We start from the raw sequence: 17,844 nt of genomic DNA, 5'->3' as shown, positions 1-17,844 counted from the left end.
ACTTGCTTCATGCTAATTTAAAATCAATCAGTTGATGATGCTTCAGATTGATCATTTCAGCGCATGATAAAAAAATATAGAGATTGAAAATAATGCAAGGATTCGTGGATTTTTGGAAAAGCTTTAGACTTTTACCCTCAGCATGGCTGTTACTGGTGCAGTTTCTGATCTTGGTTTTAACCGCGATTACCCGAGAAAGTCTGTCTTTTCGTGCGCTAATTTGGGTACTTGGGGTGTCGGTACTATTGATCATTGCCAAAGTGATTCGCCAAACTCCAATGTTTACGATTCTAGGACTGAGTTTTGTTGGCTGCGCCGTATTGTTTTCTACTTTGATTATGCTCGGTGTAAATCATCCGAATATTCAAATTATTGCGCATGGTTTTGAAGCCTGTGCGTATTTTAGTGCCGCTTATGGCGTATTGCGTTATATGTTTGCCGATCGCTATTTAACCAAAGATGAACTTTTTGCAGCAGGGGCAGTATTTACCCTCATCGCATGGGGTTTTGCTTTTCTCTATAGTATTTGTCAGCTGATTTATCCGGATAGTTTTGTAAATCCTGCAGAGCCGGGCATGCAGTCGTGGTTAGATTTATTATTTTTAAGTTTTAGTTTGCAGTCTGCCACGGGCTTGTCGGATCTCATGCCTGTGAGTGCGCCTGCACGGGTCTTGGCTATGCTTCAAATGTTCTGTGGGGTGATGTATTTGGCTCTCATCGTTTCACGTTTAATAGCATTGCAATATATTGCCCATTTACCGGAACGCCATGAGCCCAAAGACAAATAATGGCAGGAAAAAAAAGGACGCAATTGCGTCCTTTTCTATATTCAGTATCTAATATGAATTAGAAACGGAATTTAGCATTTACGCCAACAGTTTGAGTGTCAAGCGCTACAGCATCTTCAAATGCATCGTTTTTAGCTTCATAGTTAGCATTTACATAGCTAGCACCAACTGAAACAGCTGGAGTAACGAAGTAGTTTACGTTAGCAGCTAAAGCTTTGTCAGGAGAACCAGCATAGCTAGATTCCATGTAAGAAACGCCAACGCTTAGTTTAGGGTTAAGGTAAAGTGTAGTGCCTAGGTTGTAAGCAGTGTCATCACCGTAGATGATGCCTGATTCGAAACCAATTGCCATGTTAGTGTCGTCGATTGCGCCAACATATTTAGCACGTGCAGTGATTGCATCTTGGTCTTGGCCAATAGTTGTAGCTTCAGCAGCAGCTTTAGCAACACCGTTGCCCATAACGTTGAACGCGTCAACAGCAGCTTGGTCAGCAACGCTAGTGTAACCAACAGCAACTAAGAAGTTTTGAGTTGGAAGTGCACCAACTTCTAAAGCATAACGGTCGCCATTGTTGTCAGCGAATTTTTGGTTTTTGCTGTCAAGAATAGTGTGGCTGTAAGACGCGCTTGCATATACAGGAACAACTTTAGTTGGAACATAAGCTTCAGCTTTAGCACCGAAGTTATGAGCAATTACGTCAGTACCTTCTGAACCAACTTCACCGTAGTTGTAAGCAACAGCTACGTTAGAAGCTTGGTTTAAGAATGCAGCTTCTGCTAAAGGACCTTTTGTAGAGTCAACATTTTTGAAGTAGTAAGTACCTTGAACACCACCAATGAAATCTTTGTCATTTGCAGTTGTGTCGATGTATTCTGCTTGGCCTTGAACTTCAAATTGGTAAGCTTGAGCACCGGTCATGGCTAATAATAAAGCAGTGGCTAAACCGAGTTTTTTCATGATTTTCTACCAGTTGTTACAAATGGATTAAACATTGAGCATTGTATTGTAACAATATATTAAGTCAATGATCCTAAAGGTTATTATTCAGTCTCTGACTCAGATCTTTATTTCATAATAAGAAATTCAGTTTTTACTCTAACTAATAAGTCACTGAAAAAAAATCATTGAGAACAATTAAGTAAGTTTGATTAAATTCTTAATTAAAAAAATACACTTGAAAAAATACACAACTTTTCAATCTGAAATAACAATTATTATTGTTATTTTAATTCAAAATAACATTTATTGTAGTGGGTAAATTCTAACGCTTTTCACGCATTTGAAGCGATAAATTGCGGTTTTGACTGCCGAATTGTTGGGCAAAAACTGTTTATTTGCATAGTAAATGGACGTTTTTGTTTTAAATCTGAGGTCTACTTCACTTAAATGAATATCTTAGTGATAAATTTAATATCCTTGTGAAATACTTGGCTTTACATCAGGTTTTATTTGATTCATAATTTGCCAATCGAGTCGTCACACAGTTTAAAAGTGTGACTTTGACCCTGATTCTCCATCATTTGTTTTTTATTCGCCCAGCTTTCCCCAAGGTTGGGCTTTTTTTTGTCTAAAAATGGAACTTTACCGCAAAGATTATAGATAAAACGGAGATGGAATAAAAATAAATGCCCTTTTATGGTGCATATATTATTGAATTTATCATCGAGTTCAGTAGGTCCAGACAAAAAAAATCCTGATTTTCATGGAAAATCAGGATTTTTTAGCCAAAATTTTCGGGAAACTAAAATATTCTGCTGAGGAAGAAATTTAGTGTGCCCTAATACGGTGCATTCTGCACCAATTTATTGCAATTGTAAATATTTATTTAAGCAAGTTCATAAAAAAATTTATTCCTTTCAAATATGTTGCTGTTTTTTAGCAAATTATCTCGTTTTAAAATGATAAAAATGTGACAGATTCAACACATTTGTATAGAATTTAGCTGTATAAATGTTCATTTTATAAATTAATAAATTATTGATCATTAATTTAAATATTCCCGCGTTTAGTTGATAAGTGGGTTGGGGTATGCAACAAGTGTGGGGCATAAAATAGATGGAAACATTACGAACAGAGCATATTAGTAAGCGCTTGCAACTTGCGATGCTAGTAATCGTCTTGTCTATCGTATTTATTAGTGTTCCACTGATTGTGAGCAGTTATCAAAACTACCTCAAAAATGCTCAAGCGCTGAAAGAAATTCAGATGCTAAAAATGGTGGCAGATTTAACCAACCAAATTTCTCGTGAACGTGCGCCAGCTAACAGTGCAATGTCGAGTCAAGGTCTTCAGCGTGAGCAAAAAATTATTGAGTTGGCTGAATATCGTCAAGGCGTTGATCGGCAATATCAAGATACACTGAAAGTTTTAAAAGAAACGGGCTTTGCACCGATCGCCCAGCAGTTAGAGTCCAATTTATATCCATATTTGTTGCAGGGTCGCAAAACGGTCGATCAATATATTGCGCTGCCGACACAACAGCGTGACGCTAAAAAATTGGATCATGCCATTTTGGCGATGTTCCAAGCTTGGGATCAAAGCTATATTGCCATGCAGAAATTGGTCAATCATTCACATGGTAAAGATACCCGTGTATCGAATTATTACACGCTGATTTTATTACTGGCTGAATTACGTGATCAGGCAGGACGAGTCGCGTCCAATATTATGGCTGCAGTATCGTTTCAACAGGAAATTCCTGAACAAAATTTAGCGCGGAGTTTACAAACCCAGCGTCAAACACGCTATTTGTGGGAGTTGATTAATGTCGTGCAGTCCGAACATGACAAAACACCCGAGTTTAAACAGTTACATCATGCGGTACGAACGGAATTTTTAGATAAAGGTTTGCCAATTATTGATGGTTTGGCTCAAAAAAGTCTTCAACATCAGCGTTATCACATGGATGGCACCCAGCTCACTGATGCAATGGTCAATAAATTTGTCACAGTGGTGGAATTGCAAAGTTATATTTTAGATTACAGTCTCAAAGTAGCTGCGGATGAACAACGTGAAGCGCGAAATAAATTGATTTTCACGCTTTTTGTCTCGCTCGTGTCATTACTGACTGCATTATTAACGATGTTCTATGCCAAGAAATGGGTGTTTGAACCTTTAATTCGTGCTCGTAATCAGTTATTTAAACTGGCTCGGCACCGACAAATGGATCAAGGCGTGATTGAACCTGCCAAAGTAGGTTATCTCAGTTTATTTGATGCCATTCAGCATATTGAAAACATGTTGGAACAACGTGATGCCTTTGAATTTCAGCTTAAACATATTGCCAATACTGACTCACTCACCAATGTCGCCAATCGTTTTGCCTTAGATGAATATATTAAATTTCGCGACAGCCAAAATTCAGGCTTTTTACATACAGCACTGATCGTGATTGATATTGATCACTTTAAACAGGTCAATGATCGCTATGGGCATATTGTCGGCGATTTGGTGATTCAACATGTTGCCAATCAATTACGACAACATATTCGTTCATCCGACTTGGTGGTGCGATATGGTGGAGATGAGTTTTTAGTCCTGATCGAGGGGATTGATATGCTCAAAGCCCAGCACATTGCCGAAACCATACGGCATGATATTCAGCATGTGAATTTCAATTTGGCAGAAGACGAAGCAGATCTCATCGTGACGGTGAGTATTGGTGTTGCAGTGGGTGCCAAAAGCTGGATCGATTTATTAGAGCGCGCAGACCAAGCATTATTTAAAGCCAAAGCTGCGGGGCGTGACCGTGTTTCAGCCTAAACGCAGCTTGATATTCATAAATATCTTGGCAGATTCATAAAGTTAGCTAGAAAAATCAATTAATCTTCATCTTTATATAATTTATTGCAGGCTTGTTGGTTCATTTGACTACCATCTTCATTCCAACACTGGGCTTGGGTAATTTTGCCTAAATCGTACTGAAGCACCGCTTCAGGTTGCCCATTGTCATACCAAATTTTATAACTGTTATGACGAACGCCATTACGATAATAACCTTGGCGTTCTAGTTTGCCGTTTTCAAACCACATTTTCAGCTCGCCAATCAATTTATTGTTTTGAAAATTGGCATAGGTCCACGGTTTACCATTACTGTACCAGCGTTGGCGCAGGCCATGCTCGATACCATTTTTATAATTTTGAGAAAAAGCCAGTTGGCCATTCGGATGCCAAATTTTGTAATCCCCCTGAGATTCACCATTGATGATGCTACTTTCTTGCTCTTTTATCCCATTGGCAAACCAAAACTCGAGTTTGCCTTCGTACTCCCCATTTTTATAGGCAATGCGGCTACGGGATTTGCCGTTGGGGAAGAAACTTTCAAATACGCCTGAGCCTTGAATACCATCTGGAAAGTGAATTAGATGTTCACATTCACCATTTTTAATTTTGCTGTTGCTCAGAAAGATGGTGGTTAGGGCATTGCCATTGGCATAGACATATTGATTTTCATAGATCCCTTTGTGTGAAGTCGGGGTACTGAGGGCTTTACACTGCGGCTTATCTTTCCATGGGCTAAGATCAGGGTCTTCTTGTGAGACAAACAGCACCATGTATTCGTTTAGATAGCCATCGGCAAAGCTATATATTGGACATAATAAGAGACTGAAACTTAAGATAAATTTATTCATTGTTAGTATGCTTTTATATTTTAAAAAGTTAAAAATTATTCGTTGTTGAGTCCACGATAGGCGTCATCATAAGGATGTTTTGTTTAAAAATAAATAGTGGATGCGCTAAGTTTGGAACAGATACAAGACTGTTGAAAAGTACACAATTCAGGTTTGAACTTCATCTTATACTGTGGACTTTAAACGCCATAAAAATAGTGCAATGAAAAAAATATATCTATCGTTGATGACTGTCCTGAGTTTGACAGCATGTACAGCAAATGAAGGCATGTTGGATTCATCTCAACACTTAAAACAAACGGCTCAAGCCAATTTAGCAAATTCACGGGTGAGTGAAATTCCATCTTTATTTAATCAAGCACAGACACAGGCGGTATTTGTCACATTTGATGGTCAGAGCATGAGCCATTATGGCAATGACTTACAGCGCGCCCACACTGAATACATTCCTGCATCTACCTTTAAAATGTTAAATGCTTTAATTGGTTTGCAGCATCAGAAGGCGACAACCACTGAAGTTTTTAAATGGAAAGGTGAAAAACGTGCTTTCCCGTCATGGGAAAAAGACCTGACTTTGGGTGAAGCGATGCAAGCGTCTGCGGTGCCTGTTTATCAGGAACTGGCAAGGCGAATGGGTTTGGCGTTAATGCAACAAGAAGTCAAACGGGTCGGTTTTGGCAATGCCAATATTGGCAAACAGGTGGATAATTTTTGGTTGGTTGGGCCGTTAAAGATTACGCCCGAGCAAGAAGCCAAATTTGCGTATCAGCTTGCGACAGAGAAATTACCGTTTGATGTCGCGGTACAAAAGCAAGTCAAAGACATGCTTTATATTGAAAGTCGTGGCGATGCGAAGTTGTATGCCAAGAGTGGTTGGGGCATGGATGTTGAACCCCAAGTCGGTTGGTATACCGGTTGGGTGGATGATGGTCATGGCAAGATCATGTCGTTTAGTTTGAATATGCAGATGGCAGCAGGGGATGATGTGGCGGAGCGTAAGCAGTTAACTTTGGATGTGTTGGATAAGTTGGGTGTGTTTCATTATTTACGTTAATTTTTTGAGTTTTAAGTTTGCATGTCCTCGCTTTGCATTGGGGTTGAGTTTCCATTGTGTAGGACGTTGCTACTTTTGAAAGCACAAAAGTAGGCAAAATGCTTTTGTTTGGTTGAAGGTAAGTCCGAAAAGTTCCAGTTGAATGTATAAATAATGGTGCGAATTTTGTTGATGGATTTAGTTAAGGTTATTTTCAAAAAAATATGCTTTTCTAAACGTCCTCGCTTAGCATTGGGTTTGAGTTTCCATTGTGTAGGAGATCCCTACTTTTGAACGCACAAAAGTAAGCAAAATGCTTTTGTTTGGCTGAGGGCACATCCGTGCTGCCCCACTCAAACAGGCGACATCCATGTCGCCGTCATGTGATTGAATGTTGTGAAGAACAAGAATTTATTTAGAAATGGCTTTGTTTAAGCTCGTATAAAGTGATTTTCTAGCTTCTAAAATTTCAAATCTATATTGAGCAGTTGTTTCAACATTGATAGATCCATTTTTACAAAGTGTATAAGCGTTAAATTTTCTGAGTAATTCGCCATAAATTCTTAGCTTTTCTTGTTGTTCAATATATCCATGTAAAAGAAGTAAACCTTCATTTTTGCTAAGTAAATTAAAGTCATTAAAAAGTGCGTGTCTTAGAGGTTTAAGTCTGTCTGAAATCTCATTAAGAGCTGGTTGAGATTGTTTTGTTTCAAATTCAAAAATTGCCCAAATTTTTAAAACGAGATGATTTATTTCCTCGAGATCTTTGGAAATATTGGTCAATAAATTACGATTATATAGAAGGTTATCTTTTGCTACTGATGCTGAAATATTTGCCTTTTGATTTAAGTAGGTAATTACGCCAGTTATCAGTGCTCCTAAACCAATTTTTACGGCTGTATCAATTATCTCTAATAAAGTCATATAAATAAAAAACGGTGAATGAATCACCGTTTTATCATGCACTTAAAGGAAAGAGAATCTTATTTCAACATCGGCTTTAAAAATTTCGCTGTATGCGACACTTTATTCTTCGCAACAACTTCAGGTGTACCTTCGGCAATAATCATACCGCCACCCGCACCACCTTCAGGGCCTAAGTCCACAATCCAATCGGCAGTTTTAATCACATCCAAGTTATGCTCAATCACTACAATGGTATTGCCCTTATTACGCAGCTCATGCAGGATGTCGAGCAACTTGGCAATATCATGGAAGTGTAGACCAGTTGTTGGTTCATCAAGTACATACAAGGTTTTGCCTGTATCGCGCTTCGCCAACTCACGAGCCAATTTGACACGCTGCGCTTCACCACCTGAAAGTGTGGTTGCAGACTGACCCAAACGGATATAGCCCAAGCCCACTTGGTTCAAGGTTTCCAAACGACGGTGGATCACAGGAATGGCATCGAAGAAATGCATCGCATCTTCAACCGTCATTTCTAAGACATCAGAAATGTTACGACCTTTATAGCCAACTTCTAACGTTTCGCGGTTATAGCGCTTGCCGTGGCAGGCATCACAAGGCACATACATATCAGGTAAGAAGTGCATTGCAACCTTAATCATACCGTCGCCTTCACAGGCCTCACAGCGACCGCCTTTCACGTTAAACGAGAATCGACCTGCAGCATAGCCACGTGCTTTGGCTTCAGGGGTTTGCGCAAACAGTTCACGAATAGGGGTAAACAAACCGGTATATGTTGCAGGGTTTGAACGTGGTGTACGACCGATTGGGCTTTGGTCAATATCAACGACTTTATCGAGGAACTGTAAGCCATCAATCGAATCAAATTTCTCAGCCGTTAATGTGGTTGCACCATTCAATTGAGTCGCTGCAAGCGGCAATAATGTCCGGTTAATCAGCGTCGATTTACCTGAACCTGATACACCTGTCACACAGGTCATCACACCTAAAGGAATAGTCAAATCGACATTTTTCAGGTTATGACCCGCAGCGCCCATTAACTTAATTTGCTCTTCAGGTTTTGGCGGTTGTGTGCGTGTTTTCGGCACATCAATACTGAGCTTTCCTGATAGATATTGACCAGTTAATGAATCTGGATTTGCCAAAATTTCATCATACGTCCCTTCGGCAATCACATGACCGCCATGCACACCTGCACCGGGGCCAATATCAATAATATGGTCGGCGGCACGGATCGCATCTTCATCATGTTCTACAACTAATACGGTATTACCTAAGTCACGCAAACGTACTAGGGTTTCCAATAGGCGGTCATTATCACGCTGATGCAAACCAATAGAGGGTTCATCCAGCACGTACATTACGCCCATCAGGCCCGCGCCAATTTGCGAAGCCAAACGAATACGCTGAGCTTCACCACCCGACAGTGTTTCTGCCGAACGCGATAAACTTAAATAGTTCAAACCGACAGAGACTAGGAAGTGCAAACGTTCACGAATCTCTTTGAAAATCTTGTCAGCAATTTCGCCTTTGGCACCGCTTAAGTTGAGGTCTTGATAATAGCTTTCAGCATCGCCAATCGACATCTTGGTGATTTGCGCGATGGTTTTATCTTTAACTCGGACATGACGTGAAATTTCATTGAGACGTGAGCCACCGCAAGCATCACATGCGGCATTGGATAAATACTGTGCTAAATCCTCACGCACATAGTTCGACTCCGTTTCACGATAGCGACGCTCTAGGTGAGGTAGAATCCCTTCAAAGGCTTGCACACGTTTGTGCGAACGACCACGTTCATCAATATAGCTGAGGTCAACTTTTTCCTTGCCTGTACCATAAAGGAATTTCTTTTTGGTGTCGGCATCGAGTTCATTCCACGGTGTGTCTAGAGAATAACCAAAATGATCGGCAACTTTTTGGATCATGCTGTAGTAATACGGACGTTGACGGTCCCAACCACGGATTGCCCCTTGGCTAATCGAAACTTCATTATTGGGAATCAATTTGTCAGCACTAAAATGGCTGCGTGTGCCTAAACCATCACAAACAGGGCATGCACCGAATGGATTGTTGAAGGAAAATAGCCGTGGTTCAAGTTCACCAACGGCACGTTCACATTCAGGGCAAGAGTGTTTCGCAGAAAATACGCGGTCTTCTTGTTCGCCTTTCATCCACGACAAAATGGCAATATCGCCGCCCATGCGTAAAGCCGTTTCAAAGCTTTCTGCAATACGGTTACCGAGGTCATCACGAACTTTAAAACGGTCAACAACGACTTCGATGGTGTGCTTTTTCTTTTTGTCTAATTCGGGTGGTGTGTCGATATCAATGACTTCACCATCGACACGGGCACGGACAAAACCCTGACCTTGTAATTGTTCGAACAAGTTGGTGTATTCACCCTTACGGTCACGGACCACAGGGGCAAGCAACATAAGCGCCGTACCTTCTTCTAGACCTTTGACGGTATCAACCATTTCAGACACAGTCTGAGCCACCATCGGGAGGTCATGTTCAGGACAATACGGCGTGCCGACACGGGCATAGAGTAGACGTAAATAGTCGTAAATTTCGGTGATTGTTCCCACTGTTGAGCGTGGGTTGTGGCTCGTTGATTTTTGTTCGATGGCAATCGCAGGACTCAAGCCTTCAATCGAGTCAACTTCGGGCTTTTCCATTTGCGAAAGGAATTGGCGTGCATAGGCAGATAAGGACTCGACATAGCGACGTTGACCTTCAGCATACAAGGTATCAAAAGCCAAAGAGGACTTCCCTGAACCAGAAAGACCCGTAATGACCACAAACTTGTCGCGTGGAATATCGAGTGACACATTTTTTAAGTTATGGGTACGTGCGCCTCGAATACGGATATGGCTTTGGCTCATGCAAGGGGTCCTAAAATATTCATCGAAAAACCTATATATGATAGCGCATGAAAAATGTTCAAGTGTAATTTAAACCTAGATTTATGCGTGACTTTGTGAGAAAAATGGCCGAATCAAAATATAGCTGTCTGTGCCGATGCTCTAAAACATCTGCAAATCAGCAATCTAGGACTTTTAACATGAAATGGCAACTTCATCTCAATCCAATATTAGCTGTGATGGGTTTATTGATGTGTAGTGTGTTTTTGAGTGCATGTACCGAAAATCAGACACCGAAAGTGCAAAAATATGACAGCTTAGAACAAGCAACTTTGGCGCTGAATACCGAAAGTGAAAAAATTGATCTGTATATTGCGAAATTAGGTCAGGCCAAAACAGACGCTGAAAAAAAGCAGCTGGCTTGTGAAAAGATTCCTCAACAGTTTGATTTAGTTTTGGCAATTGTCGAAAACAATCAACATTTGATGAGCGCTGAAGATTTAAAAGTTCAAGCGCAGTTTAAGCACATGGCTGAGCAACAAAAAGCGCGCTTTACATCTAGCCTGTGGTGTAAAGGAGTATAAAGATAAAGGTGTTATGACTGTTTTAAGTTCATCATTTAAATCTCCTGTGTCATGTGCATAAAAATGCATTGGAAAATCTCAGGACTATCGCAGAAAAGGCGTAAAATGCAGTTTTCTCTAAACTATTGAATGCCATGTTGTCCTTATTTCTCAAAAGCTTAATGGGTGCCTTTGTTGTGGTATTAATTGCTTTGCTGTCTAAAAGTAAGGCGTTTTATATTGCAGGACTGGTCCCATTGTTTCCGACTTTTGCACTGATTGCTCATGTGATTGTGGCAAATGATCAGGGTGCAGCCGCATTACAAAAAACAGCGTTGTTTGGACTCTGGTCTCTCATCCCCTATTTCATTTATTTATTAATGGTGTATCTGCTCGCAACACGTATGAGCTTAACGGCATGTTTGAGTGTAGCAACTTTGAGTTGGGTGCTTGCTGCGGCTGTTTTGATTTATGCATGGCAGAGTTTTCAGTAAGCATCAAAAGCCTATATCGTTGCTGATTCAGATCAACTTTTTATGGGTTCTAGATCATTTATAAAACAATAGATATGGCTAAAATTATGATGAATTTCCAATCGTTAAATGTGTGATTTGGAATGTAAGTATTTGAATAGTTAATTATAATTCTGACAGAACAGCAAATAATCATGATAAGAGCAAATAATGTTAAAACAATTTTGGGTGATCATCTGCCTCATGTTTTCAAGCCAAATCCTGTGGGCTGAAGACAGTCAAATCCTCGCGTTTGAACAGTTTATTGACTCTGCAGCAGAGCAGCGCTATAGCGTGAGCGTGCCTGCGGTCGCGCAAAATGAACAGCTATGGTCTGTGGTATATATGGTGCTACAAACCAACCAAGTCCCTGATAACACCGTATTGGACTTTAAAGTCGTTCCCCAAGGCTTATTATTGAAAAATAATCCTGCACAAAAAATACAAGAGTATGCTTTTGACGGCGTGCAGTTGGCACAGACAAAAGACTATGTACTGTCCCAATTTTCCGATTTGAGTGAACAACTGGAAGATCAAACGGGCAAGAAAGTGCAGGATGCATCGCTCTTTGATACTAGTCGTGTCCATGTATATGCCCGCGTCGAAGATTGGGTGCCAGACTATAATGCTCAAGCTACCCAACTGAATATTGAACTGGGCAAACTCAATGAAATGCAGGTGAAAGGGCTGTATTTGATTTTAGGTAAAGGCGAAAAGCCCAAAGATTTATTGGCCATTGCTCAACTTGATCCGATGATCAAATCACAATTTCATTCAGAAGAAATGCAGGAACGTAAAGCAGCGCGCAGTGAATTGCGTGAAGCACGTTTTGCGATTTTTTTGGTGATTATCGCGATGGGGATTTTCCTCGGATGGTATCGTTTTAAACGCTAATACACTGAATGATCGTGTAAGGTCATTTGAACCGAATCCAACCGTATTAAAAAAAGGATCTAAAAGTAATTTTAGATCCTTAAATTTTTATACATTTTAACTGATGTTATGCAGTAAAATCAGAAGCGCAATTTGATTCAAATAAAAGAACGATACGCGGTAAAGTCATCCGCAAGTGTTTGAGACAGGACGACTTCTAATCACAAATGTTTTTGCGATACTTTGAATAATTTGACGCTAGTGAACGAGTTTTGCGGATGACAATGGTTTTGGGTACTTTTGCCGAAACAAAAGTACCTCCAGCCGAAGGCTGATCCCTTTATTCAAACTCTGGATGTAAGATTCCATCGAATAGACTTAAAAAGCATATTAAAAATGCGAAATTACTTTTACGGGCGTAACATCAGAGCTTAAATCAATAGCTTATTCAACAGGCCAAGTCCGCTGTTGATACGCGCTGTCCCAGAACATCCATTCTAATTTTGCGCCGTTCGTGTAGGCGGCATGCATTTTTTCACGTGTATCTGCATCACAGCGGGCGGCCACTCGATCAATGGTTTGAATCACGTTTTGCACAGCAGTATTGAAGTCTTCACCTGAGTAGGTGTCGATCCATGCTTGGTAAGGGTTATTAGGCACAGATTGGCTGACAATGGCTTTGCCGACTTCAGCATAGATCCAAAAGCAAGGCAGGAGTGAGGCAAGGACCACAGGGTAACTTTCTGACCATGCTGTCGCTGTTAGAAACGAAGTGTAATGATGGCAGGCAAGGGTTAATGGGGTATTTTCAAACTGTTCTTTGCTGATGTTGAAACCTTGCATAAAGTCATTGTGCAGACTGCGTTCCACCACGATGGCAATTTTTGCGGCTTCAGAAAACTGAATCACATCGTCGGCATCAAACGCCTTGGCTGCACACACCGCAAGCGCACGACCATAGGCCAATAAATAATGGGCATCCTGAATGACATAGTGGCAAAAGGCGTCGCGGCTTAAACTGCCCTGAGCCAATTCCTGATTAAACGGTAGATGGAGAATCTGCTGATATAACGCGGTATTACGTTGCCAAACTTCTTCAGAAAAACGCATTGAACATTCCTGTCGTTAAAAATGAAAGACGGGTCTACACCATGATGCGATGTAATTGAGAGCCTCCATCTTAGAGTGTTTATTCAAAATGTAACGAATAATTTTTGGTTTCAATTCTGAAAAGCGGCATAATTGCGCCATAAACTTAGCTTCAAACTGGGTATTCCCTCATTTTGAAATCTTATTGAATGAATAGGTCGATCTATCATGATGAAACATTTTGGTTTCTCAATCGTATTTACGATCGTGTGTCTTGCTATTTCTGCATATTGGGGTCTGAATCATGGCCCAAATGCAGGCGTGCAAGCCATGCTGACAGCACTGACCATTACTGCCATTTTAGCGGTGATGGAAGTGTCTTTGTCTTTTGACAATGCCGTTGTCAATGCATCCGTACTCCGTGGTTGGGACCATTTTTGGAAAATGATTTTCTTAACTGTCGGGATCGTGATTGCTGTCTTTGGTATGCGTCTGATTTTCCCAATTGTGATCGTGGCTGTAACTGCAGACATGGGTGCAATGGAAGTGGTTCAAATGGCGTTGAATGATCCAATTCAGTATTCAGCTAAATTGATGGCACATCATGCAGAAATTGCGGCCTTTGGTGGTGCTTTCTTATTATTGGTGTTCCTGAACTTCTTCTTAGATGAAGGGAAAGATACCCATTGGTTCCGTTGGTTAGAGCGTCGTTTGGCCAATCTTGCAAACGTTCCTGCGATGTCCGTGTTTATTGCCCTAATTGCGTTATTGGTGATGGCGGCAAACGTGGCTGAAGCCTCTCGTCTAGCGGTTGTAATGGCGGGTATTTGGGGGATCGTGGTGTATATCGGTGTCCAAGTACTGAGTCATTTATTGGGTGGCGAACCTGAAGTCGATGAAAACGGTAATGCGGTTGGACATGATGCAAATGGCGTACCGACAGGCGTGATCAAAGCAGGTTTTGGTGGTTTCCTTTACCTTGAAGTACTCGATGCCTCATTCAGTTTTGATGGAGTGATTGGTGCATTTGCGATTACCTCTGATGTCGTGATCATTATGCTCGGTCTTGCTATTGGTGCAATGTTCGTGCGTTCGATGACCATTTACTTAGTAGATAAAGGCACCTTAGATGCTTATATCTTCCTTGAACATGGTGCGCATTATGCGATTGGTGCTTTGGCCTTCATTATGTTGGCGAGTGGCACGGGTCTGCATGTCCCTGAAGTGGTAACGGGTCTAATTGGTGTGGCATTTATTGTTTGGGCGGTGATTGCCTCTATTCAATATAAAAAGCGCCAAGAAAGTCTAGGCTAATTTAAATTTGCCTAATATCTCCCAAAAAGCGCAGCATCAGCTGCGCTTTTTATTTGTCCAATCATCAGGATATTTAAAATCAATAAAAATCCTGCTTCGCTTTAAGCTGAATGTCCTATAATCCCATTCCAAGATTAATGAATTTTTAACCAGCTATGATGAATGCTCTTGAACGACGCTCAACTTTTGCTTTGAGTAGTATTTTCGCCTTACGTATGCTGGGGCTGTTCATGATTATTCCTGTTTTCTCTGTGGCAGGTCAGCAATATGCAGGGGCAACACCGGCACTCATTGGTTTAGCGGTGGGTGTCTATGGGTTGACCCAAGCAATTTTACAGATTCCGTTTAGTTTGATTGCAGACCGTTATAGCCGTAAACCGTTGGTGGTGATCGGGCTGCTGTTGTTTGCTTTAGGCGGTGCAATTGCGGCGATGTCCGATAGCATCTATGGCGTAATTATCGGGCGTGCGATAGCCGGTGGTGGCGCTGTGTCTGCGGTAGTGATGGCTTTGCTAGCCGATGTCACACGTGAAGAACAGCGCACTAAAGCCATGGCGATGATGGGGATGAGTATCGGTTTGTCCTTTGTGGTGGCGTTTAGCCTTGGGCCTTGGCTCACAGGTTTAGTCGGTATCTCGGGTTTATTTTGGGTGACCACCATCATGGGACTTGCCGCGATTGCGATGTTGCTATTGGTACCGAAAGTAACGCGTCATCATAAAAATTTTCAACAAGGTTATCTGACGCAATTGAAGCAAGTGCTGAAAATGCCTGATCTAAATCGGTTGCACGTTTCAGTCTTTGCATTGCATTTACTACTCACAGCGATGTTTATTTATGTGCCATCTCAGTTGATTGACTTCGCCAATATTCCCTTGCATTCGCATGGTCTGGTATATTTGCCGCTTTTGGTCGTGAGCCTGTTTTTTGCCTTTCCGAGCATTATTCTGGCGGAAAAATATCGCAAAATGCGTGGCATTTTCTTGACCGCCATTGGTGGCATTATTCTAGGATTGGGCATCTTAATTTTTGGTTTCGAATCTAAATATATTCTGCTTACTGGCTTAGGATTATTCTTTATTGCATTTAATGTGATGGAAGCATTATTACCGTCATGGTTATCGAAAGCGGCTCCAATTCAGTCTAAAGCGACAGCCATGGGCGTGAACGCCAGCAGTCAGTTTCTGGGGGCATTTTTTGGTGGTATGATTGGCGGGCAACTTTTGTTGCTAAATGATACGGCAATGGGATGGGGCATCCTGACAGGGCTAGCCATTTTATGGTTGATCATTAGTTTTGGGTTGGCTCAGCCGCGTTATTTATCGTCTATGGTTTTCAGTTTGCCTGAAGATAAAGAAACGGATGAATGGACTTCTCAGCTTTTAGCAATTCGTGGTATTGAAGAAGTTGTGGTGATGTCTGACCAGCAAGTGGCTTATGTAAAAGTGGATAAGCAGCAGATGGATGAATCTGCGCGACAACATTTAACGCACTTGTTAGGGAAAGAGGTAGCCATTTAACCATAACTCTTATAAAGTAAATAATAGAAACAAATAGGAAGAATACGTCTGATGCGTGGTGTAAATAAGGTCATTTTAGTTGGTACTTTGGGTCGTGACCCTGAAACAAAAACTTTCCCAAATGGTGGTTCTCTCACTCAGTTCTCAATTGCAACGAGTGATTCATGGACAGATAAAAATACAGGTGAACGTAAAGAGCAAACAGAATGGCACCGTATTGTGTTACATAACCGCTTAGGTGAAATTGCACAGCAATATTTGCGCAAAGGTTCTAAAGTTTATATTGAAGGTTCATTACGTACTCGTCAGTGGACAGATCAAGGCGGTCAAGAGCGTTACACGACTGAAATTCGTGGTGAACAAATGCAAATGCTTGACAATAATCGCCAACAAGGCGAACAAGGTCAAGGCGGTGATTTTGGTCAGCCTCGTTTTAATAACCAACAAGGTGGTTATAACAATAACCAAAACCAAGGTGGCTACGGTAATAACTCAAACCAAGGCGGTTATGGCAATAACCAACCGGCTCAAGGCAATAGCTATGGCAACAACAACCCAGGTGGTTTTGCGCCAAAACAACAGCCTGCACCGACACCGGCTCCTGCAGCAGCAGATTTAGATGATGACTTACCGTTTTAGTACACCCTAGAGACTATATTTTGTAAAGTTTATAAAATTATTCTTTATATATAGTAAGTTAAAAGAAAGTTTACAGATATTAGAAATAATTCTGTAAACTTTTTTATTATTTTACAGTTCAAAAGTTTTATTTGATTATCAGTAACTACATGACAATATTTGTGACTTTTACCAGTGCCCCATTAGTTCCAAGTAGTGCAGCCTGATAATAAAATACAAATTACTGTTAAAAAATAGACCTCTTTCATAAATCATTTTTACTCAATTCCGAGTTATAGATTCCTGCGATTAAACGGAATCTCAAACCCAGCCTTTTACCTCTATTTCGGTAACGTTCAGCAAGAATTTTAAAGGTCTTCAGGCGACCAAATACATGCTCGATCCCGATTCTTCTTTTGTTGATTGCCTGATTATAGATTTTGAGTTCAGGTTCCAGTTTACAGCGTCTTTTGGCTTTTAACGGCAATAGGCTATTAGGGTACACAGCATAAATTCCCTGATAGCCTTTATCTGCAAGGATAAAAGCACCTGAAGGAATCTGCTTTAAATTGCGTTTTAATAGCTCGAAATCGTGCACCATACCGCGATCAGTGCATAAACTCAGAATTTGCTGAGTTTTATAATGAATGATGGCCTGTACTTTAAAGGTATGCGTCTTTTTCTTGCCACTATAGCTTTTCTTCTGTTTTTTTAGGCCTTTGAATTGGAATTTCTGTGGCATCCACGATCACCACATTCCAGTCGATCCCTTCGCCTTCAGGCAAATTCTTCGGTAAATTAAACAGATTGGATTGAATCAGGCAATCTTCAACATGACGTACAATTCTTGAGGCTGTTGACTCTGAAACCCCGTAACTCGTAGCAACGTGAAATAAAGTTCGGTATTCCCGCCAATAGCTCAGACAGAGTAGAACCTGATCCTCCACACTTAACTTGGGTGGTCTGCCTTTAGCTGGAACATGCTTCTGCAATTGCTCAACCATTAAATAAAAGGTTGACCATGAGATGCCGGTATATCGCTTAAACTGTGTTTCAGAAAGCTTCTTCTTTGAATCAATGTATTTCATCCGCAGATTATGCATGAATG

General features: G+C 40.9%; 16 protein-coding genes. 9 read left to right on the top strand and 7 right to left on the bottom strand.

The window, feature by feature from the left end:
* Positions 1 to 92: 92 nt before the first annotated feature.
* Positions 93 to 788 (top strand): ion channel, encoded by a 696-nt coding sequence (locus FTT72_RS10535; protein ID WP_180178331.1) that lies wholly within the window; start codon positions 93 to 95, stop codon positions 786 to 788.
* A 58-nt stretch (positions 789 to 846) separates the two neighbouring features.
* On the opposite strand, the gene omp33-36 is transcribed toward FTT72_RS10535, so the two are convergent.
* A complete protein-coding gene (gene omp33-36 / locus FTT72_RS10530; protein ID WP_180059333.1) occupies positions 847 to 1,746 on the bottom strand; it encodes a porin Omp33-36 in 900 nt (299 codons plus the stop codon).
* Positions 1,747 to 2,844: 1,098 nt separating this feature from the next.
* Here omp33-36 and FTT72_RS10525 point away from each other — a divergent pair.
* Positions 2,845 to 4,551, top strand: coding sequence for a diguanylate cyclase (locus FTT72_RS10525; RefSeq protein ID WP_180173731.1), 1,707 nt, complete (start codon positions 2,845 to 2,847; stop codon positions 4,549 to 4,551).
* 59 nt (positions 4,552 to 4,610) lie between these two features.
* Here FTT72_RS10525 and FTT72_RS10520 read toward each other — a convergent pair whose 3' ends face one another.
* A complete protein-coding gene (locus tag FTT72_RS10520) occupies positions 4,611 to 5,420 on the bottom strand; it encodes a toxin-antitoxin system YwqK family antitoxin (RefSeq protein ID WP_168379426.1) in 810 nt (269 codons plus the stop codon).
* A 202-nt stretch (positions 5,421 to 5,622) separates the two neighbouring features.
* On the opposite strand from FTT72_RS10520, the gene blaOXA reads away from it, so the two are divergent.
* Positions 5,623 to 6,474, top strand: a complete 852-nt coding sequence (gene blaOXA, locus FTT72_RS10515; RefSeq protein ID WP_373686913.1) for a class D beta-lactamase — start codon at positions 5,623 to 5,625, stop codon at positions 6,472 to 6,474.
* Between the two features lie 390 nt (positions 6,475 to 6,864).
* Here blaOXA and FTT72_RS10510 read toward each other — a convergent pair whose 3' ends face one another.
* Together FTT72_RS10510 and uvrA are read right to left on the bottom strand one after the other, a co-directional pair.
* Entirely contained in the window at positions 6,865 to 7,404 is a 540-nt protein-coding gene (locus FTT72_RS10510) for a hypothetical protein (protein WP_180178330.1), read from the bottom strand.
* 32 nt (positions 7,405 to 7,436) lie between these two features.
* Positions 7,437 to 10,268: an excinuclease ABC subunit UvrA gene (gene uvrA / locus FTT72_RS10505; RefSeq protein ID WP_180088773.1), complete on the bottom strand. Its 2,832-nt coding sequence runs from the start codon at positions 10,266 to 10,268 to the stop codon at positions 7,437 to 7,439.
* A 179-nt stretch (positions 10,269 to 10,447) separates the two neighbouring features.
* Here uvrA and FTT72_RS10500 point away from each other — a divergent pair, with 179 nt between their 5' ends.
* The 3 genes from FTT72_RS10500 to FTT72_RS10490 all read left to right on the top strand — a co-directional run bounded on the left by FTT72_RS10500 (position 10,448) and on the right by FTT72_RS10490 (position 12,216).
* Positions 10,448 to 10,831: a hypothetical protein gene (locus FTT72_RS10500; protein WP_180108840.1), complete on the top strand. Its 384-nt coding sequence runs from the start codon at positions 10,448 to 10,450 to the stop codon at positions 10,829 to 10,831.
* A gap of 134 nt (positions 10,832 to 10,965) precedes the next feature.
* Complete coding sequence (locus FTT72_RS10495) at positions 10,966 to 11,304, top strand: GlpM family protein (RefSeq protein ID WP_078190528.1); 339 nt, start codon at positions 10,966 to 10,968, stop codon at positions 11,302 to 11,304.
* Positions 11,305 to 11,493: 189 nt separating this feature from the next.
* On the top strand, positions 11,494 to 12,216 hold the full coding sequence (locus FTT72_RS10490) for a hypothetical protein (protein ID WP_180173734.1): 723 nt from the start codon (positions 11,494 to 11,496) through the stop codon (positions 12,214 to 12,216).
* Between the two features lie 423 nt (positions 12,217 to 12,639).
* Here FTT72_RS10490 and tenA read toward each other — a convergent pair whose 3' ends face one another.
* A complete protein-coding gene (tenA, locus tag FTT72_RS10485; RefSeq protein WP_078193179.1) occupies positions 12,640 to 13,305 on the bottom strand; it encodes a thiaminase II in 666 nt (221 codons plus the stop codon).
* A 207-nt stretch (positions 13,306 to 13,512) separates the two neighbouring features.
* Between tenA and FTT72_RS10480 the strand changes: the two genes are divergently transcribed.
* From FTT72_RS10480 to ssb, 3 genes are all read left to right on the top strand, one after another.
* Positions 13,513 to 14,598 (top strand): DUF475 domain-containing protein, encoded by a 1,086-nt coding sequence (locus FTT72_RS10480; RefSeq protein WP_078190525.1) that lies wholly within the window; start codon positions 13,513 to 13,515, stop codon positions 14,596 to 14,598.
* A 155-nt stretch (positions 14,599 to 14,753) separates the two neighbouring features.
* On the top strand, positions 14,754 to 16,118 hold the full coding sequence (locus FTT72_RS10475) for an MFS transporter (protein ID WP_180113644.1): 1,365 nt from the start codon (positions 14,754 to 14,756) through the stop codon (positions 16,116 to 16,118).
* 51 nt (positions 16,119 to 16,169) lie between these two features.
* A complete protein-coding gene (ssb, locus tag FTT72_RS10470) occupies positions 16,170 to 16,757 on the top strand; it encodes a single-stranded DNA-binding protein (protein ID WP_078190523.1) in 588 nt (195 codons plus the stop codon).
* A 244-nt stretch (positions 16,758 to 17,001) separates the two neighbouring features.
* Here ssb and FTT72_RS16160 read toward each other — a convergent pair whose 3' ends face one another.
* Entirely contained in the window at positions 17,002 to 17,478 is a 477-nt protein-coding gene (locus FTT72_RS16160; protein WP_218946159.1) for a transposase family protein, read from the bottom strand.
* Positions 17,426 to 17,839: a transposase family protein gene (locus tag FTT72_RS10460; RefSeq protein ID WP_180002753.1), complete on the bottom strand. Its 414-nt coding sequence runs from the start codon at positions 17,837 to 17,839 to the stop codon at positions 17,426 to 17,428. Before FTT72_RS10460 ends, FTT72_RS16160 begins: the two co-directional genes overlap by 53 nt.
* Positions 17,840 to 17,844: the final 5 nt, after the last annotated feature.

The organism is Acinetobacter sp. YH01005 (assembly GCF_013420465.1).
Taxonomy (GTDB): domain Bacteria; phylum Pseudomonadota; class Gammaproteobacteria; order Pseudomonadales; family Moraxellaceae; genus Acinetobacter; species Acinetobacter amyesii.
This window is presented reverse-complemented; position numbering and strand designations above follow the sequence as displayed.